Annotated in this window: 19 protein-coding genes and 1 pseudogene; 9 read left to right on the top strand and 11 right to left on the bottom strand. The window is 69.7% G+C overall.

The genetic code is table 11. The features are described from left to right. Positions 1-202: 202 nt before the first annotated feature. Positions 203-1,318, bottom strand: coding sequence for an NAD(P)/FAD-dependent oxidoreductase (locus tag OOK41_RS19020; protein ID WP_266266149.1), 1,116 nt, complete (start codon positions 1,316-1,318; stop codon positions 203-205). 30 nt (positions 1,319-1,348) lie between these two features. Between OOK41_RS19020 and OOK41_RS19015 the strand changes: the two genes are divergently transcribed. Together OOK41_RS19015 and OOK41_RS19010 are read left to right on the top strand one after the other, a co-directional pair. Further along, the gene (locus OOK41_RS19015) at positions 1,349-2,074 is read left to right on the top strand and encodes a TetR/AcrR family transcriptional regulator (protein ID WP_266266148.1); all 726 of its coding nucleotides are present in this window, start codon (positions 1,349-1,351) and stop codon (positions 2,072-2,074) included. A 291-nt stretch (positions 2,075-2,365) separates the two neighbouring features. Next, on the top strand, positions 2,366-2,563 hold the full coding sequence (locus tag OOK41_RS19010; protein ID WP_266268067.1) for a hypothetical protein: 198 nt from the start codon (positions 2,366-2,368) through the stop codon (positions 2,561-2,563). A gap of 111 nt (positions 2,564-2,674) precedes the next feature. Here OOK41_RS19010 and OOK41_RS19005 read toward each other — a convergent pair whose 3' ends face one another. After that, complete coding sequence (locus OOK41_RS19005; protein WP_266266147.1) at positions 2,675-3,388, bottom strand: hypothetical protein; 714 nt, start codon at positions 3,386-3,388, stop codon at positions 2,675-2,677. Between the two features lie 73 nt (positions 3,389-3,461). Beyond that, positions 3,462-3,614, bottom strand: coding sequence for a hypothetical protein (locus tag OOK41_RS19000; protein WP_266266146.1), 153 nt, complete (start codon positions 3,612-3,614; stop codon positions 3,462-3,464). Positions 3,615-4,268: 654 nt separating this feature from the next. Here OOK41_RS19000 and OOK41_RS18995 point away from each other — a divergent pair. Next, positions 4,269-5,468 (top strand): IS110 family transposase, encoded by a 1,200-nt coding sequence (locus OOK41_RS18995; protein ID WP_266267887.1) that lies wholly within the window; start codon positions 4,269-4,271, stop codon positions 5,466-5,468. Between the two features lie 486 nt (positions 5,469-5,954). Further along, positions 5,955-6,512 (top strand): dihydrofolate reductase family protein, encoded by a 558-nt coding sequence (locus tag OOK41_RS18990; RefSeq protein WP_117670655.1) that lies wholly within the window; start codon positions 5,955-5,957, stop codon positions 6,510-6,512. A 163-nt stretch (positions 6,513-6,675) separates the two neighbouring features. On the opposite strand, the gene OOK41_RS18985 is transcribed toward OOK41_RS18990, so the two are convergent. The 3 genes and pseudogenes from OOK41_RS18985 to OOK41_RS18975 form a co-directional block, all read right to left on the bottom strand. Next, a complete protein-coding gene (locus OOK41_RS18985) occupies positions 6,676-7,647 on the bottom strand; it encodes a hypothetical protein (RefSeq protein WP_266266145.1) in 972 nt (323 codons plus the stop codon). An 8-nt stretch (positions 7,648-7,655) separates the two neighbouring features. After that, entirely contained in the window at positions 7,656-8,003 is a 348-nt protein-coding gene (locus OOK41_RS18980; RefSeq protein WP_266266144.1) for a PadR family transcriptional regulator, read from the bottom strand. Positions 8,004-8,181: 178 nt separating this feature from the next. Next, positions 8,182-9,588 (bottom strand): annotated as a pseudogene (locus tag OOK41_RS18975) (hypothetical protein); the annotation flags it as partial. A 144-nt stretch (positions 9,589-9,732) separates the two neighbouring features. Between OOK41_RS18975 and OOK41_RS18970 the strand changes: the two are divergent. Further along, the gene (locus OOK41_RS18970) at positions 9,733-10,677 is read left to right on the top strand and encodes an aminoglycoside phosphotransferase family protein (protein WP_266267885.1); all 945 of its coding nucleotides are present in this window, start codon (positions 9,733-9,735) and stop codon (positions 10,675-10,677) included. A gap of 591 nt (positions 10,678-11,268) precedes the next feature. Here the strand turns inward: OOK41_RS18970 and OOK41_RS18965 are convergent. Next, entirely contained in the window at positions 11,269-12,615 is a 1,347-nt protein-coding gene (locus OOK41_RS18965; protein WP_266266143.1) for an MFS transporter, read from the bottom strand. 80 nt (positions 12,616-12,695) lie between these two features. On the opposite strand from OOK41_RS18965, the gene OOK41_RS18960 reads away from it, so the two are divergent. Next, positions 12,696-13,658, top strand: a complete 963-nt coding sequence (locus OOK41_RS18960; protein WP_266266142.1) for a LysR family transcriptional regulator — start codon at positions 12,696-12,698, stop codon at positions 13,656-13,658. Here the strand turns inward: OOK41_RS18960 and OOK41_RS18955 are convergent. Both OOK41_RS18955 and OOK41_RS18950 read right to left on the bottom strand, forming a co-directional pair. Continuing rightward, entirely contained in the window at positions 13,641-14,858 is a 1,218-nt protein-coding gene (locus OOK41_RS18955; protein ID WP_266266141.1) for a macrolide family glycosyltransferase, read from the bottom strand. The two genes, OOK41_RS18960 and OOK41_RS18955, sit on opposite strands and share 18 nt — an antisense overlap. A gap of 165 nt (positions 14,859-15,023) precedes the next feature. Then, entirely contained in the window at positions 15,024-15,626 is a 603-nt protein-coding gene (locus OOK41_RS18950) for a CatB-related O-acetyltransferase (protein WP_266266140.1), read from the bottom strand. A gap of 807 nt (positions 15,627-16,433) precedes the next feature. Between OOK41_RS18950 and OOK41_RS18945 the strand changes: the two genes are divergently transcribed. Beyond that, positions 16,434-17,282, top strand: coding sequence for a hypothetical protein (locus OOK41_RS18945; RefSeq protein ID WP_266266139.1), 849 nt, complete (start codon positions 16,434-16,436; stop codon positions 17,280-17,282). 40 nt (positions 17,283-17,322) lie between these two features. Here the strand turns inward: OOK41_RS18945 and OOK41_RS18940 are convergent, their stop codons facing one another. After that, positions 17,323-18,714, bottom strand: a complete 1,392-nt coding sequence (locus OOK41_RS18940; protein WP_266266138.1) for a hypothetical protein — start codon at positions 18,712-18,714, stop codon at positions 17,323-17,325. A 470-nt stretch (positions 18,715-19,184) separates the two neighbouring features. On the opposite strand from OOK41_RS18940, the gene rox reads away from it, so the two are divergent. Next, a complete protein-coding gene (rox, locus tag OOK41_RS18935; RefSeq protein WP_266266137.1) occupies positions 19,185-20,615 on the top strand; it encodes a rifampin monooxygenase in 1,431 nt (476 codons plus the stop codon). 25 nt (positions 20,616-20,640) lie between these two features. Here rox and OOK41_RS18930 read toward each other — a convergent pair whose 3' ends face one another. Next, the gene (locus tag OOK41_RS18930; RefSeq protein WP_266266136.1) at positions 20,641-21,483 is read right to left on the bottom strand and encodes a TIGR04222 domain-containing membrane protein; all 843 of its coding nucleotides are present in this window, start codon (positions 21,481-21,483) and stop codon (positions 20,641-20,643) included. Positions 21,484-21,539: 56 nt separating this feature from the next. On the opposite strand from OOK41_RS18930, the gene OOK41_RS18925 reads away from it, so the two are divergent. Next, positions 21,540-21,968: a DUF2087 domain-containing protein gene (locus OOK41_RS18925; RefSeq protein WP_266266135.1), complete on the top strand. Its 429-nt coding sequence runs from the start codon at positions 21,540-21,542 to the stop codon at positions 21,966-21,968. Positions 21,969-22,019 lie beyond the last annotated feature (51 nt).

The following is a 22,019-nucleotide window of genomic DNA, read 5'->3' as shown; positions in this document are numbered from 1 at the left end:
CACGCGGCCACCGCATGATCTTCGTTTGTCTTCACAAACCATCGATGATCAACGCGGTGGCCGTCCTCATGCGCACGCCACGCCCAACGCCGAACCAAAATGACGTTGGAGTACTAAGCAGGTCCCCCGAGGTCGAAAGAACGATCCTGCCATGGAGGCGGAGACACGGATGTGGACAGGGGGTTGGCTGTCCGGCGCGTTATCAGCCCGCGGGTGCCGGCTCGGCGGGCCGAGCTGTGAAGAAGCGGATGATGTCTTCCGCTGCGGTTGGGGACAGCATCATCGCGTGGACTCGTGCGGATATTTCGGCGATCGGACGGGTCCTGGTGAACATTTCGTGTTCGTACGCCCGGATCGCTGAGTGCGGGTCGGCGGGGTTGGCGACCAGTTCGCGGGCGAGTTCCGCGGCGTCAAGCATGGCCTGGTTGGCGCCCTCGCCGACCGGCGGCATGAGGTGCGCGGCGTCGCCGATCAAGGTGACGCCCAGCTGGCTGGCCCAGCGTGTACCGATCGGCATGGCCTCGATCCGGCGCGGCGTCGCCGCGCTGTCGCCGGCTTCGATCAGTGCGGTGAGGCTTGGATCCCAGCCGTCGAACATGTCCAGCAGAGCACGCTTACTACCGATGTGGCGGTCGTCCTCGCGTAAGGACGCCGCGACTCGCAGGCTGCCGTCGCCGCTGCGTTGCGCCGCCAGGATCTGGCTTACGCCGACGCACCACAGGTTCCCGGGACCGACCAGCTCGGCGAGGTCCGGGTGGCGCCGGTCGACGTCGCTGATGCTCAGCTCCGCCAAGGTGGCCACGTAGGTCAGTTTCGCGTCGGTCAGCAGCGACCGGACTATTGACCGTGCGCCGTCCGCGCCGATGAGGATCTCGCAGTCTGCTCGGTGGCCGCCATGAAATTCCAGCCGGAAGCCCCCGTCGGGTCGCGGTGTCGCCGCGACGAGGCGGTGCCCCCACGCGACCGTGTCGCTGGGGAGTGAATCGAGCAGAAGATCACGCAGTGCGCTCCGGTCGATCTCGGGTCGTCCGGAGAACGAGCCGGGTTGCGGCTTGTGGTGCAGGAGGGTCCGGCCGGCCGGGTCGAGGATGCGAAGTTCCTCGCCCTCGGGTCGCGCTTCAGATCGGAATCGGCCGGTGAGGCCCGCTTCCGCCAGGGCGTGTTGCCCGGACTCCGGGTGCAGGTCGAGTGAGCCGCCCTGCGATCGGGCGGATCGGCTGGCCTCGCGCTCGTACACCACCGCATCGATGCCGTGTCGGTGCAGGATCCGGGCCAGGGTCAGCCCGCCGAGGCCGCCACCAGCGATCGCTATGCGCATCATCAACTTCCTTAACGTACGCTGTATCGTGTGAATACACCGTACCTTAGTGAAGCGGAGCCCGTCTGGGAGCGGCCCGAACCCCGGACGCGGGCGGCGCCGGTGCCGTTGAATCGCGAGAGGATCGCCGCTACGGCGATCCGGGTGGCTGACGAGTACGGCCTCGATGGACTGTCGGTTCGTAAGATCGCCAAGGAACTCGGCGTCGGTCCGATGCGGCTCTACGCCTACGTGGTCAACAGATCCGAACTACTCGATCTGATGGTCGACGCTGTCTATGCCCGGATCGCCGAGGCCGGCCGGCAGTCCGATTGGCGTGCCACGGTCCTAGCCATCGCCCACCTGACCCGGGTCGCCGCCCTTGAACACGAGTGGTTTTCCGACCTGCTCGGTGGAAGGCCACACTTGGGCCCGAACGCGCTCGCCGTGGGTGAATCGACCGCGGCGGCGCTCAGCCAGGCCCCGGGCGTGCGCGACGTCGCCGACCTGCAGCGGGCCGTAGGAACCCTCAACGCCTTCATTATCGGAGCGCTGCGCAGAGAGGTCACCGAGCGGCGCACCGCCCGTTCCACCGGCACCGACGAGCGCGCCTGGCAGGCCAGCCTCGGCCCCTACCTGACACGTCAATTGGAAACCGGCAAGTACCCCACCATCGCCCGGCTCGTCATCGACGGCGCCCACCTCAACGCCGAGGAGAACTTCCATCGCAACCTGACCACCATCTTGGACGGCATCACCAGCCGTCCCTCCACGTGACCTCTGCTCCCAAGCCGTGGCCGGCTGAGCACCGGAACACCTGGACCGGACATCCGCATCTGCGGCCGACCGCGCGTGGCTGTGGGCCGTTGGACACGGTCCCCACCGAGACCCCGGCCGGCGCGGCGACGTCGTGAATGGTGACGATGCGGGGCCGGGTCATGCCCGGCAACGCTGCGGGTCCGCCTTCGCTGCCCGTTGCAGGACACCGGAGTCTCCGTACGCTTCGAACCCCCGCGACGTGCTTCTGCGCCAGGGCGACACGACCCAGCACGTGCACGTGGGTCGTGGTTGACGTGCAGGTTGGCCCGGGACGTCGGCGCCGCCTGCCCGGTCTTTCCCGGCAAGCGCTACGAGGACTGGAAGCCCGATGACCCGGCCGGTAAGGGCGTCGCGGCCGGCCGCCCGATCCGCGACGACATCCATGAAGGTCAACGGGGCGCTGGTCGCCCGGTCGCGGCGGTCGGTGGCGCGATCACCGGCAGGTGATCGACGCGCTCGCAACCAGACGGGCGCGCGATGGCGGCGCCTGCGGCCGGAGGACGTCTCCTCGAAGGCGTTCACACCAGGCTTGGCAACTGGGCGATCGCCGCGGTGTCTTCAGGCCAGCAGGTGCTCGCGCATCTTCGCGCCCAGGTTGATCCCACCTACTGCCCGAGAATCGGTCGGATCGTGCACGTCGAGGGTGTTGTTGCGGCGCATGAGCACACGGACCGGAGGTGGCAGCCGGGGCGGGTCGTCCATGGCTGCGAGGATCTGCCCGGCGGTTGAGATCAGTCGATCGGCCAGGGCGGCGGCGTTGGTGTCTATCCGTACTCGGCCGTACTCCCAGCCGGCGGTGGTGAGGTCGAGCACCTCGAACACGCGGGTCACAAGCGGGTTCGGGTCGGTCACCCGGTCGAGCCGGGGCGCCTGGCTGCCGACTACCGCGACGGCGGCGGCCACCTGCGCGTACGGGTGGAAGCCGCACGGCAACGCGGTCAGTGGCCAGCGCAGGGCTGGGCCGGCCTCCATCCACAGCGGCCGGTAGTTCTGGCGGTGCACCAGGAGCCGCCGACCCGTCCGTCGGTGTATTTCGTGGGCCTGGGCCTGTAGGTCCGCGTGGGCCTCGTCGGCGACCTGGCTCACGATCCGGGCCGCCACCACCAGACCGTCGTCGCCGTTCAGCATCCCGGTGACCGCCTCGACCTGCTCGGGAAACCGGATCTGCGCGTGGGCGCCATACCGGGACTGGACGTCCTGTAGCAACGCCTGCTGTCGTTCCGCATCGAGCTGGACCCGCCCGCCGCCCAGCAACCGCCGGAGCCAACGCATTTCGCCTCGTTTCAGCAGAGCCGTCCCATACCGCGGCAATGCTACAGAGGTTGAAAGGCTGGCGTCTGGGTTGTCATGGTGGTTCGGGGTCGACAGTCATGCCGGTCTGAGCGAGGAATCCGGCGATGAGGTCGGTCTGCTGCTGGCAGGCGCGTAGCCGTTGTTTGACGATGGCGGCGAGGCCGTCGACGCCGTGGACGACGATGTTCGTGATGCCGCGTTTCATCCAGGACCAGACACCCTCGGTCGGGTTGAGGCACGGCCAATGCTCTGCAGCGCTGCCGCAACCGGTCGACGTTAGGCAGTCTGGCGGCGATGTCGTACACGGTCACCGGGTGACCCTGCATGGGCAGCAAGCGACTCAATCACCTACCTGATTCGGTGCCGGCGGCGCCTATGCCGCCTTCGGTTGCCGCGTACTCCAATGCGGTGATCCGCGCGGGGCATAGGAGGGGCCGGCATCGCCGGTGGCCAGTCGCCCGTTGCTGGAACATCGACGTGGTGCGCGATGACGTGGGGGATTAGGTCGTCGCGTCGGGCGAGGAGTGCAGCGCGAGGTGCGGTCCGGACTACACGAACGCTTCCCGGACGCTATGCCCGGCCCTCACGCCTGGCGAGGATCGCAACCGATGGTCCCCCCCCCGTTACCTTTTTGATCGTCCCCAGCCGGGGACCCTCGGTCGCCCGGCCCGGTATGACTTCCTGCCCCTGTCGTTTGGATGATCCGGGGGGTGTTGTCGCCGGGTCGGGTGGCGTCGGCGGACCGCTGATAGGGACACGGCCACCCGCACTGGGGTAGGTCTTTTCGTAACGTGGCTGCCGGCAGTCCGACGCCTGGACCAGCGGCCGGGGCCACGAACACTACGTGGAGGCGGGTGTGGTGCACGACGGATACGGCGTCTTCCTCGGCTTGGACGTCGGCAAGGAAGGTCATCACGCGGTGGGTTTGGCCCCGGACGGCAGACGGCTGCACGACGCGGCGCTGCCGAACACCGAGACTCGCCTGCGGCAACTGTTCGACAAGCTTGCCCGCCACGGCCCGGTGCTGGTGGTGGTCGACCAGCCCGCCTCGATCGGCGCCCTGCCCGTCGCGGTCGCGCGGGCGGCAGGGCATCAGGTGGCGTACCTGCCCGGTCTGGCGATGCGTCGTATCGCCGACCTGCACCCCGGTAGCGCGAAGACCGACGCCCGCGACGCCTACGTCATCGCTGACGCCGCCCGCACCCTGCCGCACACACTGCGGCGGGTCGACACCGGTGATGAGACCCTGGCCGAGTTGGAGGTCCTCGTCGGCTTCGACGACGACCTCGCCGGTGAGGCCACCCGCGTATCGAACCGGATCCGTGGACTACTCACCCAGATCCACCCCGCCCTCGAACGGGTCCGGGGCCCGAAGGTGCACCACAAGGCCGTGCTGGAACTGCTGTCACGCTGCGGCGGACCCGTCGGGCTCCGCAAAGCCGGCCGCCGGAAACTGACCTCGATCGCCACCGCCGGCGCACCTCGCATGGGCGACCGGCTCGTCGAGCAGATCATGACCGCCCTCGACGAGCAGACCGTCACCGTCCCCGGCACGAACGCGGCCGAGACGATCCTGCCCCGCCTGGCCGACAGCCTCCGCGACGTCCTCCGCCAGCGTGACCAGGTCGCCAACGAGGTCGAGAGGATGCTCGATGCGCACCCTCTCGCCCCGGTCCTGACCTCGATGCCCGGCATCGGCGTCAGGACCGCAGCCCGGATCCTGCTCGAAGTCGGCGACGGCACCGCCTTCCCCACCCCAGGACACCTCGCCGCCTACGCCGGTCTGGCACCCGTGACCCGACGATCAGGCACCAGTATCCGCGGCGAACACCCACCCCGAGGCGGCAACAAAAACCTCAAACGCGCGTTCTTCCTCGCCGCGTTCGCCGCCCTGGCCGACCCCACCAGCCGCGCCTACTACGACCGCAAACGCGGCGAAGGCAAACGCCACAACGCCGCCCTCATCTGCCTCGCCCGACGCCGCTGCGACGTCCTCCACGCCATGCTCCGCGACAAGATCCCCTACCAGCCACGCCCCGCGACACCCGTCACCGCTTGACGAAACCCATAGGGACACCCCCCCCGCTTTGCCTCCGTCGCCGCCCTGTGCCCGGTCACCATGCGGGGCGCGAATCGCAAGGGTCAGCGCCCGGCTACGACGTCAGTGGGTGCGGCAGAGGGGCGGCTTCGCCCTTGCGCCGATGCGGCGCGGCACCAGTCGGTCCGGGATGAGTGTGCTTGTCGTTTGTGGGCAAGACTGTCTAGTAGAGATAGTTGTCAGGCGTGCTGTGACGACGTGGTCGCATCGGTGTGCCTTGTTGGTGGGCCGGGCTTGAGCGGATGTAGCCGGGCGGCTTCGACCGATCGGACGCGGTCAAGCATCGGTGACACCGCGTGACTTCACCTGTCACCTACCGGTGCAGCAGTCCCGCAGGCTCGTTCAGACCGACGACTTCAACGAGGCGAGGCGCGTGTATCTCGAGCTCGCTGACGCGACGCCCGCAATAGGCCGCGACGCCGTGTCGTGGCGCTAGACTCGCCGGCTATGGGTCTCCTCACCTTTAGCCTCAACCTCACCCTGGACGGTTGTGTCGACCACCAGGAGGGGATCGCCGACGATGAGACGCACGCCCGTTTCACCCGTTTTTTGGACGAGTGCGGGGCAATGCTGTGGGGTCGCGTCACCTACGAGATGATGGAGAGCTACTGGCCAGCCGTCGCACGCGGCGACCAGGAGGCGCCGCCGGCCATGCGCGAGTGGGCGGTCAAGCTGGAGGCCAAACCCAAGTACGTGGTGTCGTCGACGCGTAACGACTTCCCGTGGACCAACAGCCACCACATCGCCGGCGATCTGCGCGAGAGCGTGCAGAAGCTCAAGGACGCGACCCCGGCCGGGGTCCTCCTCGGAAGCGGCAAGCTCGCGACCGAGCTCGACCGGCTAGACCTGATCGACGAGTACCAGCTGCTCGTCCATCCCAGGATCGCCGGCCACGGCCCGACGCTGTACCAGGGCGGGCTGCCCGGCGCACGCCGGCTCGAGCTGCTCTCGGCGGAGCCGCTCCGCAACGGCGCGGTGGCCATGCACTACCGCCGCGCGCGCTGAATCACAGAAGTCCATCGCCGCCAGCTCACCGGCAGCGCGGTGTCCTCTCGCGCTCGCCGCGCAGCGCCGAACGACTCCTCGAAGGCAGGGACGTCTTCGAGGAGCCGGTCGAGGGCTCCGTGGATGTCACCAGCGGCGCAGGGGATCATGGCCCGTCCTGCGCTCACTCGCCGACGCGCATCACGGGTTCATCGGGTGGTAGCGACCGCACCTCGGGCTTGTGGCGACGGGCGAGGTGATTGATGCCAGTCATGGTGGCAGCGATCACCGTGATGAGGATTGCCAGTGGTAGCGGCTGACCGTCGAAGTGCTGCATCGTCGTGTTGGAGAGCAGCGGGTCAGGGATGAGCCATCCGGCGATGAAGCCGGTGAGTCCGACGCCGAGGATGACGGCGGGCCGGTGGCGGCGGACTGCGAAGGCGGCTCCGACAGCGGCGATGGCGGCGGTGAGGATCCCGAGGACCGTCGGCACGGCGTCGGGAACGTAGACGCCGTGACGTCCCCATTCTCCGGTGCCTTTCCAGGCGAGGATCCCGAGTGGGACGAGGGCCCACCAGAACAGGCGCGGCCGGGGCGCGGTCCACCGCTCGCGGCCGGCGATCGCGAGCAGGACGAGGGTCAGGACCGGTGGGGCGTACGCGAAGAGTTGTTGGCCGGGGTTGATTCCCATGCCGGAACCGCTGAGCACGTCGATGACGAACCAACCGACGTTGACCACCAAGAATATTGCTTGCAGGGTGAGGGCGGTCCGGGTCGCGCCGCACAGCCAGGCGATCAGCGGTGCGAGGGGCAGCAGGCCGAGAACGACCATCTGCGGCCAGCTAGCGATGATGGCCGGCATGTCGGTGGCGAGGACGGCGCCGGTGAACAGGTCCAGGGTCTGACCGGCGGGCTGGGTGCTGGCGGCGACGAGCAGGGCACTGAGTCCGGTGGTGAGGGCCGCGGTGGTGACGGGCGTCGTGAGTCGCAGCCGGATCGCCAGGGCGATGATGTTCAGTGCCTCGTGCCGACTCGGGTGTCGGCGGCCGTGGTCGAGGTCCAGCAGCAGTCCGAGCAGTTCCTCGCCGCGGGCGTTGCGGTGCGTGGCTGGCAGTAGGCGCAGCAGCCGTCGATATCGTCGCTCCAGGGGGCTCATGCCCGGGTTCATCCGCTGGTCCCAAGGCGCGGGGCGTTGCGGGCGGCACGCTTGTTGAGGCGCTCCTCGGCGAGCCGGACCGCGTTGGCCATCCGCCGGCTCTCAGCGCGGATGGCGTCTGCCCCCGTGTCGGTTAGCTTGTAAAAACGGCGTAGCCGGCCCTTCTCCACCTCGTCGTGGTCGGGGGCGATGAGCCCTTGGGTGACGAGGCGGTCGAGGGCCCCGTAGAGGGTGCCAGCGCGTAACCGGATCCTGCCGTCGGTCATCTCGTCGACCTCTGTCACCAGGGCGTAGCCGTGACGGGGTTGGTCGGCGAGGGCGGAGAGGATCAGGAACGCCTGCTCGCTGATTTCCATGCACAATATATATCGCACCGCGATATATATAGCAACGACTTCTCGTGCTGGAGGGACGGGACCGTCAGTACGCCCAACTCGGTGCTCGCACTGGCTGCGGCACCAGCGACGGCGACCACGGGCATAGCGCCTGCATGCAGGCGAGTAACGGCTTCCGCGCGCACTCCCGTCAACACGGAGTCGGCCGAGGGTTGTCGAACAGGGCTCTGGTTATCGTCGGAACGGACCGCTCAGGTTCCCACCACAGTGCGCCGGAGGGGTCGCCCGGTTCGGCGTGAGCCGCGTAGGTGGTCGCAGCCCGGCCTAGCTTGTCGTAGATGGTGTCGGTCACCACCGTGCCCCCGCCGACGCCATTTGTCTGCGTTTGCCGCTCTCGCAGCAGCGAGTCGAGGATCTGGTACGAGGTGCGGTAGCCGCCCGCCGCGTGCAGGCTTCGCGTCCGGGTGTACGGATAGGCGTCGCGGTTCGCCGCGAACGAGTAGGTGTACTCCACCGACGGGGACGCCTCGTGCCCGGTGTATGACCAGCCGGGGTTCCACACCCGCCAGGCGCGGCCCAGCGCGTCGTAGGCGGTCTCGGTGACCCCGGTCGTTCTGGTCGGTCACCCGGGTGGTCCCGCCCCAGTACGGCTCCTTCTGCTTGATGGCGACCCAGCTGAACGGCGCGGGTCCGGTGGTCGTCTCCAGCGTCACGGGGCCGCCGCTAGCCGGCGAGTAGGCGGTCTGTGTGGTGTTGCCCTTGACGTCGGTGGCAGTGAGCACCCGGCCGAACGCGTCGAACGTGTTCTGCTTGGTCGTCTGCCAGACCGTGCCACCGGCCGGCGACCAGTCACGCAGGGCGTCGACCCTGGTCACCGCCCCGCGGACCGGTGCGGTGTCGACGCTGGTGGCCCCGTCGAAGAAGTTCTGGACGTCAGAGATGACCTGCTCGGCGCTGGTCGGGGGCGTGCCGCAGTTCAGGGCCGTGGTGGTTGTCTGCTTTACCGCCCGGATCAGGTTGACGCCGATGTTGCGGTGGAAGATGTTGGTGATGCATTTTTCGTCGCCGGTCCTGTCGACGTCGCCGTCGTCCTGCTGACGTTCGACGGTGCCGTACGTGTCGGAAAGCCAGGTCTCGTTGCGCGACGTCCGCCAGCCGCGGGCGCCGTCGATACCGAGTGCCACGCGGTGTAGCCGACTTTGGTGCCGGTGAACCGCGCCGTCACCGTGTCGCCGTTGACGGTCCGCGAGGCGGTCGGCAGGGACATCCAGGGCACGTTGACGGTCTTGGACACCGGCTTGGCCTCGGTGCCGTTGTAGAGGATTTGTTCGCGAACCATTCCCGCGAACTGGTCTTCGTCGTTCACGACTTCGCCGCCGAGTGAGGCGGGCACGGTGACCTGCCGTGTGCCGCCGGACGGGGCGAGCCGGTCGCCGTGCATGCCGCGCAGGTAACGGGTCTCGCTGAGCGTCTGCGCGCCCGGCACGTCGCCGACCTGGGTCTTCACCGAGGCGTAGCCGCGGAACTGGCTCCAGGTCTTACGGTTCGTCTTGCTCAGCCCGTCGTCGTCGGCGTAGTGCCAGGCGGGCGTGCCGCCGTACTCGTACCCGCCATCGCTGGACGTCTACCCTGTATCCGGCAGCCACCGCTGCGTCATGGTCAGTCCATACAACCGTCCATGACCGATGGTGGCTGCTTTCGCTCGCGCACCAGATCGCGCTCGACTTCGATGGTCAACGAGGACGGCTCAGTGAGTGATATTCCGGATCTCGGTCCCCTGCCGCAGCGCATCACCGTCGACGCGGAACAGGTCCGTCGGCTCATCGCCGACCAGTTCGCGCACCTGGCCGACCTCCCGATCGAGCCGGTAGCCAACGGCGGCTGGGACAACTGGACCTTCCACCTCGGCCCCGAAAGGCTGGTACGTCTGCCCAGCGCTACCGAGTACGCCTTGGCGGTCGACAAGGAACATCGGTGGCTCCCGGCCCTCGCCGCCCGGTTGCCGCTGCCCATCCCGGCCCCGGTGGCGAAAGGCAAGCCAGATGCGGGCTACCCCTATCCGTGGTCGATCTACCGGTGGCTCGACGGCGAGCCTGCGAGCGTGGACCGCATCGCCGACCCGGTGCGATTCGCGATCGACCTCGCCGAGTTCCTAGCGGCCTTGCAGAGCGTCGACGCCGCTGGCGGTCCGCAGCCGGGTGTCCACAACTGGTTCCGAGGCGGCACCCTGCGCACCTACGACAAGAAAGTTGAGCGTGCGCTCACGGAGTTGGACGGCCACGTCGATGCCGAACTGGTGCGCGAGATCTGGGCGAGGGCACTCGACGCCTGCTGGGACGGTGTAGACCGCTGGTTCCATGGGGACATCGCCCAGGGAAACCTTCTACTTGCTGACGGCCAGTTGGCGGCCGTCATTGACTTCGGGACATGCGGCGTCGGTGACCCAGCCTGCGATCTGGCGATCGCCTGGACGTTGCTGACCGCTGACGGCCGGCAGGCATTCCGCCAGCGGCTGTCGGTGGATGATGCGACGTGGGCGCGCGGACGTGGCTGGGCCCTCTGGAAAACCCTCGCCACCTGCTCCTACACCTTCGAAGATCCCGAGGACGCAGAAGAATTCGCGAACGCGCAACGCGTCCTCGGCGAAATCTTCTCTGAATACACGGTCGGCGCTGTCACCAAGCCTCGCCCATGACAGCCAATACGCAGCGGCACGCCCTCGCCCAGCCGTGATCACGATCCCCGGCTGGAGTACTAGGCGTTCAGGGCTGCCCGCCGCGCTCGACGGCGGTATCCGGTCATGCCGCGATGGGTGCGGGGCGTAGGAGAAGCCGGCATCGCCGGTGGCCGGTCGCCCGTTGCTGGGACATCGACGTGGTGCGCGATGACGTGCGGGATCGCGTCGTCGCGCCGGGCGAGGAGCGCAGCGCGAGGTGTGGTCCGGGCTACACGAAGGCTTCTCGGACGCTGTGCCCGGCCCTCACGGCTGGCGAGGATCGCAACTGATGGGCCACTCCCGCTTCGCCTCCGGCGCCCCCCGGCCACCGCGCGGGCGAGGGTCGCAACGTCAGCGCCCGGCTACGACGTCATGCGGGGCAGGGGAGGGTTCGCGCTTGCGCCGATGCGGCGTGGCACAGGCCGGTCCGGGATGAGCGTGCTTGTCGTTTGTGGGATCAAGTGCGGTGACAGTCATGAATTGTGCCTCTCTGTATCGGCGGCTCGGCCGCGGTCTCTCACGTGCGGGCTCGGGGGCAGTTCGTGTTGTCGTCGCGTGACTTTGCGTCTGTCAGCTGTTGGTGGCCCCCTTACTTGACTTCACGGGAACCGCTGCCTGCGGTTGGGCACACGCTGTTGCCAGCTCACGGTCTGGTACAACTCCGGGACGCCGGCGGCGGGGTAGCAGCAGCGGGCTGGTGAGGATCAGCAGTCCCGCGATCGTGATAGCCGCGCGTGGGCTGGTGGCTGCGGCGAGCAGTCCGCCGAGCGCACTGAGGATGGCGATGGCCGCGCTGCTGCTGATCGACCAGGCCGACAGAGTACGGGCGATGCGGTCTCTGGGGGTGTACTCAAGTCGATAGGTCGCGAGCACCGGGTTGTACAGGCTCATGCTGATGATGATCGCGAGCTCGACCGCGATCACCGTCGCGAGGCCGGCGGCGCCGGGTTGAACGAAGGCGAGGCCGATCAGCCAGATCGCTCGCAACGTGCCGACGGTACGGAGGATGCGGTGTTGGCCGTACCGGGCCACGACACGAGGGGCCAGGCGTGAACCAATGAGTCCGCCGAGGCAGGGTGCGGCGAAGGCGAGGCCGTACTGCCAGGGTGGGAAGCCCAGCTCGCCGAGCAGGAGCACGGCCAACAGTGGCTCGGTGGCCATGATCAGTCCGCCGACGAGCAGCTGGTTGAGATAGAGCGCCCGCAGGCCGGGATGGCTCAGCAGGTGCCGCCAGCCGTCGAGCAACTCACCGGCCCCGAGCCGGCGCTTGCCGGTTCGCTGAGGGTGTTCGTCTCGGCCACGGATCGCCGTGATGCCCAGCGCGGAGAACAGGTAACTGAGCGCGTCGGCCACCACGGTGGCGACCGGCCCGAACAGGCCGACCGCCGCCCCGCCCAGCGGCGGCCCGACCGCGACGGAGCTCCACGTCGTCGACTCGAACCTCGCGTTGGCCACGAGCAGGTCATCCGGCCGGACGAGGTCCCTGAGGTAGGCGCCGCTGGCCGCGTTGAAGGCGATCTTGGCTGCGGCGACCACGGCCGAGACGACCAGCAACTGCACGAAACTGAGCCGGCCGAGGGCGTACGCGATGGGGATTGTCAGCATGACCGCGAACCGGGCCAGGTCCATCGCGATCATCACCGGCCGCTTGCGATGAAACTCCACCCACGGCCCGAGCGGCAAGGCGATCAGCGTGCCCACTGCCGGCCCCACCGCGGACAAGGCGGACACCTGGGCGGGGCTGGCATGCAGCACCAGCACGGCGATCAGCGGCAGGGCACCGAACCCCAGCCCAGAACCGTAGGCGCTGACCGCGTACGCCGCCCACAGCCATCCGAACTGCCGCCCCAGGGATCGTCTCGCAGCCAAGCGCCACACTCCCGCATCGAACAACTCGCCGTTGACCGCTGCGATCAAACCAAGGCCTGGGACGACGGACCAAACAACCGCGCCAGCGGTGAGCCACAACCAGACGTTGTGAGAGTAGGGTCTGCTCCGTGGATCTCGACGCCGTCCGTACCTTCGTCGCCGCCGCGGATGCCGGCCAGTTCCAGGACGCCGCCGCTGCGCTGTCGATCACCCAGCAGGCCGTGTCCAAGCGCATCGCCGCGCTGGAGAGGGACTTGGAGGTACGGCTGTTCACCCGCACGGCTCGCGGCGCCCAACTCACGATCGACGGCCAGGCATTCCTGCCCCACGCCCGGGAACTGCTCCGGGTCGAAGCGCGCGCCGACGCTTCCGTGCGCCCCGGTCGGCGCGCCCTCCGCGTGGACGTCCACAGCCGACGGACCGCGCCAGCGGTGCTGCTACAGGACTTCCACCGTGCGCATCCGCGGATCGAGCTGGATGTCGTGACCCTCGATGCCGACGTCCATGCCGCGACCGCCGCCGTCGAGGCGGGGGCGGTCGACGCCACCTTCCACGCCGTCACCGTCCCCGCGCGTCGACTGCCAGGCGCGATCAGGACCGCCCGCGTGATCGACGAGCACCACGAGGTCCTCGTTGGGCCACGCCATGCGCTCGCCAACGCCCGCGCCGTCACGCCCGCACAACTCGCCGAACACCGCATCTGGATGCCCGGCATGGCCCCCGGTACCGAGTGGGCCGACTACTACGACGAACTCGCCGCCGCGTTCCGCCTCACCATCGACCGGGTCGGGCCGGTCTTCGGGAACGAGGCACTGCTGGCCGAGATCGCCGACTCCTCGGAACTGGCGACGTTGGCCGGCGAACGCACGCGATACCTGTGGCCGGACAGCTACGACCTGCGGCGCATACCGGTACGTGACCCGGCACCGATCTACCCCATGTCACTGATCTGGCGCGACGACAACCCGCATCCCGCGCTCACCAAACTTCGTGACCACCTCGACTCCAGACGAGCGGAGGCACCCGACACCGAAGTCTGGATTCCGACGTGGGGGACAGCGACCATCCCAAGGTCACGAGCCAGACAGTGACGAATTCGTCACGGCCGGGGGCGGTGAGCCCAGCATGTCCTCGATGAGGTCGGCGGCCCGAGTGCTGCCACCCTCGGCCCGCGCGGCAGCACGGAGCAGCGCCAGACAGCGGCTGACCTCCGCGTCGGCGACAAGTTCGCTCAGGGCGGTCCGCAGCGTCACCGCGGTGGCCTGCGAGGTGTCGATGCGGCGGGCCACGCCCAGCTCGACGAGCCGGTCGGCGTTGCTGAACTGTTCGGCGGCCTGCGGAACGGCGATCATCGGAACACCGTTGAATAGCCCCTCACTGCTGCCGCCCATCCCCGCATGGGTGACGAATGCGTCGGCCTGTTCCAGAACCGCCAACTGAGGTACCCAGGAACGCACCTCCACGTTGGGCGGGATGTCGCCGAGTTCCCGAGGGTCGGTGTGCCTGCCGATCTGGAGTACGACGTGCCAGCCCGGCAGGTTGCCGTAGGCGGCCAGGCACTGGCGGTAGAACTCCGGCTGGCGGGTGTACGCCGAGCCCAGGGAGACCAGAAGCACGTGCTCGGCATCGGCGGGACGGATCCAGACGTCGTTACCCCCACTCGGGCCGGGACAGCGGCCGACGAACGTCACCGCATCGGTGTCGACCTGGTCGGCGTGTGGTTGCATCGCCCGGGGGATCAGGGCCAGGGCTCGCGCGGGGCGGCCGGAGAAGGCGTCCACGTCCGTGGTGGACGCCCCGCACTCCGCGAGCCACTGCGCGAACTTCGCCCGGTACGCGTCGGCGCCCGGCAGTTGCCACAGGTGTGCCGCGACGTCCTGGTCGTAGCTCCTCCACGCCACGAAGGTCGGGGACAACTGCATGACGGGACTGTTCTGCGTCTCGGCGAGGGCACGTGCGGCGTAGGCGCCGATGTCGTACAGGTAGAGGTCCGCGCGGTCGTGGTCGTAGGCGGCGCGCAACTGCGGGAGGGCCTGGATGGCGTCGTCGAGGAAGAGGCCCATCGCGGCGATGGGGTCGTCGGGCCAGTTGTTGTCGTCGACCGGCAGCGTGGAGGTGCAGGGGACGAGTTGGGCGCCGGTGGCGGCGATCAGGTCGGCCACCGCCGGGTCGTTGGCGTAGGTCACCCGGTGGCCGCGGGCCACCAGCTCGCGGATGACCTCGAGGCTGGGCAGGACGTGACTGACGGCGGGGATACCGACCATCGCGATGTGGGCACGGCGACGGGACATGGCGGACTCGTTTCAGGTCTAAGGCGAAGAGGACACGGCAAGCCGGTGCGCCAACTGCCCGACAGGTGTGCCCTGTCGTGACGGCGCACGGGTGTGCGGGACGGAAGCGGGGCATCGCCCCGTCCGGGTCAGCCGTAGATCTGATGGAAGTACATGCCCGAGACTCTAGCCCGGGACGGCGGCTTCGAGTTCGGCGATGCTGCCCGACATGATCGTCCGCAGGTGCTCGGTGATGTGTTCCGCCGGCCAGTCCCACCAGGCCACTGCCAGCAGCCGGGCAACGTCCCGGTCGGTGTAGCGGGTGCGGATGAGCCGGGCCGGGTTGCCGCCGACGATCCCGTAGTCGGGCACGTCCGTGGTGACCACGGCGCCGGAGCCGATGATCGCGCCGTGTCCGATCCGTACGCCAGGCATCACCATCGCGTCGTAGCCGAACCAGACGTCGTTGCCCACGACGGTGTCGCCACGATTCGGCAGGCCGGCGAGCAGGTCGAAGTGTTTCGACCACGAGCCGCCCATGGTGGGGAAGGGGAAGGTCGACGGGCCGTCCATGCGGTGGTTGGCGCCGTTCATGATGAACCGCACTCCCGTGCCCAGTGCACAGAACCTGCCGATGACGAGCTTCTCCGGCCCGTAGTGGTAGAGCACGTTGCGCGTCTCGAACGCGGTCGGGTCGTGCGGGTCGTCGTAGTAGGAGTACTCCCCGACCTCGATCAGCGGGGACTTCACCAGCGGCCTGAGCAGCACCACCCGTGGCTGATCAGGCATCGGATGGAGCACGGTCGGGTCGGCGGGCACAGGCATGGCGGGCGGCTCCTCCTGGGTCGCGGGTCAGTTCCAGTCCCATGATCGCCATACCGCGCCGGCCGGAACACCGATTTGACTCCAGCGGGTCAGGGCAGCGCGGCTTGCCACGTCCACGAGGTGCGGCGGGGTCGGCTCCCGAACTCCGCCCGGCCGGTCATCCACAGCAGCACCTGCGCCGGCGGACCCGGCGGGGCGTCGGGGAACAGCCGGTCCAGCGCGGCGACTCCCGCCCGGTGTGCGGCCCGAGCGCGCAGAGCATCGCGTCGGTCGCCACCCGGACGTACGCCCCACCCGTCTGCGTCGTCCCCCGGACCGTGCCAGCCCGCACCCCTCCGACAACCCACCCTGATTATCGTATTACCGGTAACAGCAATCCGATAATCAAGCTGGGCAAAACAGGCAAAAAGGCACTGCACCATAATGACAGTTATGTGCGGCCATCGAGGCGGATGGCGTCAGGAGGTCTGCTGCCGGCTTGTCCTGTCCCAGTGGATCTGAGACTTCCCGCTGAAGTTGGGGTCGTTGGCCCGACTATCTGCGGCCCGATCCAGTGAAGCTGTGGCGGCGGCTGCTTGAGTGAGCCGGACCCGGGTGACGTCCTGGTAGGCCGTGCTGGCGACGCGGACTGGTTAGTACGTCCGGCTAGCAGAGCTCGGTTACTTCGGTGACGATCGCCACGTCCACTGCTGGCCGGCGTGGCTTGACCTGACCGAGCGCCTGCTCACGGCGAGCCAGAGCGAGAGACGAGCGAGGAGCTAAGAGCCTCTCTTGTCTCGTTCGAGGACCAGCAGCGCGGCCGAGCGTCTCGGGCGCCTGATCTACGAGGTGGTCGGGCTTGGCTCGCTGCTCGTTGCTCGCTGCTCGCGGCGAGACGAGTACGGCAACTCATCCTCCGGGTGGCGGCTGGCCACCATCCTCGTAACCATGACTCCTCGTCGCCCGGTCAAGTTGGCAACGGCTGCACTTCTGCTGCTCACGCAGGCAGCCTGCGGGTCGGACGCACCCACGCGGGAGGAAACCAGCAGGGAAGCGCAATCGGCCGCAGCCCGGCAGGCAAGCGCTTCGAGCGCAGAGCAGATCGGCATCGTGCTCTCCGCCGTGGCCCGGGCGTCGCCGCTCAGGCCCGCCGCAACGTCAACGCGGGACGTCTGCCATGCCGGAGCCACCAATGGCCTGTGGCCGCACGACGACTACCGCCTCAGTTGCGGTCTCAGCGAGATCAGGTACTTCGGGGCCGGCGGTGACCTTCTGGATGTACTGCGCGAGGTTGACAAGGGCGCCAAGGCTGCCGGACTGATGCCGGTCACCACCTCGGCCATCGAGGATGTCGAGAGGTACTACGCGGCGAACGGCAAGACCGATGACGGGTTGCTGCTGCCCCTGCCGGGCCTGAGCTACCTCGTACCTGGGCACGGCTGGACGGTCCAGGTCGGGTGGTCGCAGGACAACATCCCGTTGAACGATCAACCGGTCCCGGACCTCACCTGGCCGACTGTCTTCGTTGAGGCCCACCCCGTTGACTTTTACACGCTGCGGAGTGGCCTGCTGGAAAGGCGCGAGTTTCTCGTCACCATCTCCTCGGGGACCACGTACTACGAAGTTCCCTGGCCTTCCTGACGAGCACGCAGGACCGGCAGTCTTGAGCTTCTCCTTACTACTAGGGGTTCTGCGGCCGGTCAGATGCCGGAGGTGGCGGCGGCGACCAGGAATGACGGGGCACGTCGGCCGCCCGCACCGGTCGCCTGGCCTTGCGTGCTTTCCGGCCCGCGTCGGCGCTGTCCCGCCGGTAGGTACACAGAACGGCCCGGGCCGGCGGATCGGTGGGCGACCGCAATGGCGGCCAAGGCCCGGTCGATCGTGCTGGCCGCCTTGGCCTCCTCAGCGACACCGGCGAGGCGAAGGAGCCCGGCCAGTACCCGGCCACCCGGAGGGCCGAGCGACCCTCTCGCTCTACGACCAGCTCGCCGACATGGCCAAGGATGGCGGCGACCTCCCCGGCGACGTCGTCCCGCTGGCGGTGCAGAAGCCTGCCGCCGGAGGCCACCCGCAGCGACCGGCGGACGATGCCGCGTGCCGCGTAGCCCCGTTCGGCGTGCTGTACCGCGTCACCGGTAACGGCGAACACGTCGGTGGGGGTGGCCAGGAACGCCAGCGCCACGTCGTCGCGGCGGTCCTGCAACCGGACAGTGAGCGCGTCGACCGCTGTGGCGACCCGGACGTTGGTCGCGCCGTCGGCGTAGACGTAGTTGCCCAGGACGAGCCGGCCGTCGACACCGAGCAGCCAGTCGGCCACCTGCGGAAGGTGGTGCAGCAGGTCGGCGCCGGCGCGGGCGGCCAACGCGCCGTCGTCGGCGCCGGTGCCGGCCGGGACGGGCAGGTGGAGCCGACCCCCGGAGCGGCGCGTCGTGTGCAGCAGACGCCGCCAGATCTCCGGGCGTGGCAGGTCGACCGCGACGACGTCGCCGCCCCAGCGCAGCACGGACGGCAGCGGGCCCATCTCCGCGCCCGCGCCGAGCACCACGATGCGCTGGTCGTGCAGGTCGAGCCAGTCCGGGTTGGCCATGACGGCACGTACCGCGTCGGCGCAGGACGGCTCGACGACGCCGGCGGTGACCCACGCGTCGAGCCGGCGGCGCAGGTCGTCGCCGCGCAGCCGTCGGCCCCGGTACGGCAGCGACAGCTCGCGCTCGACCGCACCGGTGCCGGTGACCGTCGCCGTCCGCAGCGGCTCGACATCGGTGGAGGTGGCGAACACGTCGCCGAGGCCGATCTCGGTGCCGTCGGCGCGGAGCACGGCCATCCGGCGATGCAGCGAGGCGAGCCCGTCGCGGGCGATCGTCACCGCGGCGTCGCGTGAGAGCAGCCCCGCCTCGACGAGCCGCCGGAAGTGCCCGAGGTATCCGTGCCGCCAGTTCGTCTCGTGTTCCGCCGAGCGCGCGCCGACCGGATCGACGGCACGCAGGGCGTCGGCCACGACCGCCCGCCCGAGCACCGACGTACTGCGTCCCGCGTCGGTCTTCGGAAACACCACCCCCGTCGGACCCTCCACGAACACCGTCCTCCATCGCCCTGAGGCAACGGCGTCACTCTGCCGCACCGGGCGGCCTCCTGCACGGCCCCGGGGATCAATGGAACGTGGTCGGCGCTGAGATTGGTTTTGGTCGTCCAGCGCAGGGGCGGGACGCCGACGCTTCGGGGAAGCTTGTCCGTCCACAGCGGACGACAAAGGAAAGGGCAAGGAGGCTACCCACTCCTGGCCACCTCCAACGTATAGCGCACCGGGGGCCTTGCGGCAAGACCCGGGTCGTCCCGCAGAATCTCCAGCCGAAGCAGAACCTGCGGAAATCAGGGATTCGCGAAGTACGTGTGCTCTTGTCGACGTAGGGGTCTCGCGGGACGTCGAACGGTCGGTGGGAGTCGCGGTGCGGTCGTGGCACTCGGCGTGCAGGTACGGGTGCACCGCCGCCGGACTGGGCGGGGGACTGGCCGAGCTGCGGCCTTGTCGGATGGGGGGTCTTCATGATCGACGTGATCGTTGCCGGCGGCGGACCGACGGGCCTGATGCTGGCCAGCGAGTTGCGGCTGCACGGCGTGCACACCCTCGTGCTGGAGAAGGAGTTGCAGCCGCCCCGCCATGTCCGCGCGCTCGGCCTGCACGCGCGCAGCGTCGAGGTGATGGACCAGCGCGGTCTGCTGCGGCGGTTCCTCGCGCTCGGCCAGCAACACCCGGTCGGTGGCTTCTTCGCCGCCCTCACCAAGCCGTCGCCGGACCGGCTGGACACCGCACATCCGTACGTCCTCGGCATCCCGCAGACCATCACCGATCGCCTGCTGGCCGGGCGCGCCACCGAAGTCGGCGCCGAGATCCGGCGCGGCTGCGAACTGGTCGGGCTGAGCCAGGACGACCACGGGGTGACTGTCGAGCTGGCCGACGGCACGCGGCTGCGCTCGCGCTTCCTCGTCGGCTGCGACGGTGGCCGCAGCACGGTGCGCAAGCTGCTCGGCGTCGGCTTCCCCGGCGAGCCCACCAGGGTCGACACGCTGCTGGGCGAGATGGAGGTGGGCGTGCCGCCGGAGACGCTGGCCGCCGTGGTGGCCGAAGTCCGCGAGACCCAGAAGCGGTTCGGCGTCGGGCCCTTCGGGAACGGGGTGTACCGCGTCGTCGTGCCCGCCGAGGGGGTGGCCGAGGACCGCTCGGTCCCGCCGACCCTCGATGAGTTCAGGCAACAGCTACGGGTGTTCGCCGGCACCGACTTCGGCGTGCACTCACCGCGCTGGCTCTCCCGCTTCGGCGATGCCACCCGGCAGGCCGAGCGCTACCGGACCGGCCGCGTGCTGCTGGCCGGCGACGCGGCGCACATCCACCCGCCGACCGGCGGGCAGGGGCTCAACCTCGGCATCCAGGACGCGTTCAACCTCGGCTGGAAACTGGCCGCCGAGGTCAACGGCTGGGCACCGGAAGGGCTGCTAAACAGCTACCACACCGAACGGCACCCGGTGGCCGCCGACGTGCTGGACAACACCCGCGCGCAGATGCACCTGCTGTCCCCCGAGCCGGGTCCCCGGTCGGTGCGCCGGCTGCTGTCGGAGCTGATGGACTTCGAGGACGTGAACCGGTACCTGATCGAGAAGATCATTGCGATCGGGGTCCGCTACGACTTCGGCGCGGGGCATGAACTGCTCGGCCGGCGGATGCGGGACGTGGGGCTGAAGCGGGGGCGCCGTCTCTACGAGCTGATGCACGGCGGTCGCGGGCTGCTGCTCGACCAGACCGGCCGGATCTCAGTGGCGGGCTGGGCAGATCGGGTCGACCACGTCGTCGACGGCAGCGAGGAACTGGACGTGCCCGCGGCGCTGCTGCGGCCCGACGGCCACGTGGCGTGGGTCGGTGAGGACCAGCAGGATCTGCTCAACCAGCTACCCAGGTGGTTCGGCGCTGCCGTCGGCTGACCTGCCGTTCGGCCCGCGTGTCGGGCTACCGGCCGAGGGCGCCGCGCCGTTCGCGGCGGGCGAGCTGCCGGGGTGTCGGCGGGCGGGGGCGCTCGTCGTCCACCCCGACCAGGTCGGCGAAGCGCGGGTCGACGGCGAGCAGCGGACGCGGCCCGTACAGGGCCATCGCCGTGAGCAGTTCGTCGGTGCCGCGTTCGTTCCACGCCGGTCGGTGCTGCGGGTCCAGGTCGGCGTGACTGCGGCGGGCCCGGCGCAGCAGCCGGCGGGCGGCGGCCCCGGCCTCGGGCACCTCGCACAGCCGCCACCCGCCGAGCAGGGTGGCACCGCAGGCCAGCAGCAGGCCGACGACGGACGCGGGCCCGCCGGCGTCGCGGTGCTGCACGGCGCTCTCCACCAGCCGGACGATCCCGACGGCGGCCACGGCGAACAGCGGCACCGCGCCGAGGGCGACGCGTCGGCGCTGCCATCGGGTGAGCAGCCAGCCGTCGCGTAGCAGGCCGGTGACCAGCCGGCGCAGTGCCCGGTTGACGCCGGGGTCGGCGAGCACGGCCGCCCAGGTCTGGGGCTGGCGCACGGCGGTGTGCACCGCCCGGGCCAGGGGCGCCGACCGGGCCGGGGCCGCAGCGACCGCGACCATGGTGGACAGTTCCGCCGGCCGGACCGCCCCGGCGCGGCGCAGGCCGGCGGCGGCGACCTGGCAGGCCAGCGCGGCCCGGTCGGTCAGGTACGCCAGCTCGATCAGGCCGGGCTCGTCGCCCCGGGTGCGCCGGCCGGTCAGTGACCGCACCGTCAGCGCGGCGAGCAGCGCGGCGGTGACCGCCAGCGTGTAGTCCAGCAGGAAGCGCGGACCGTCGACACCCCAGAGCACGTGGTCAAGTATGGCGGCGCGGTCGTACGGCCGGCGCCCCCGCACCCCTGGCCGCCGTGGCGGCCCGCACCGGCCTGTCCGTCCGGGACACCGCCACGCGTCGGCTGACCGACGCCGGCCTGGTCGTCGACGAGGCCACGGGCCTGCGGGTCGACGAGGCGCGGCTGCGGGAGCTGGCGCGCACGCGTACCGCCGATCCGGTCGCGCCGGCACCGTCGCCGGCCGCGACGGTGCTGCGGACCTTCCTGCGCGACGGGGTACTGGTGCGGCTGCCGGCGCAGCGGGGCCGGCGCCGGCACCTGCTGGAGCACATCGCGGCCCGGTCGTTCGAGCCCGGGGTGCGGTATCCGGAGCGGGCCGTCGACGAGCTCCTGCGGGCCTGGTGCGACGGGGGCGGGTCCGACCACGTGACGCTGCGCCGCCACCTGGTCGACGAGTCGCTGCTGGCCCGGGAGGGCGGGGTGTACTGGCGGACCGGTCCGTGACCCGCCCGGGCGGTCGACCTGCGGATCGACGCGATCGGCCCGAACTTCGGC

It is taken from the genome of Micromonospora sp. NBC_01655, from assembly GCF_026339755.1.
Lineage (GTDB): Bacteria > Actinomycetota > Actinomycetes > Mycobacteriales > Micromonosporaceae > Micromonospora.
Note: the sequence above shows the minus strand (reverse complement) of the source record. Positions and strands in the feature narration are given on the sequence as shown.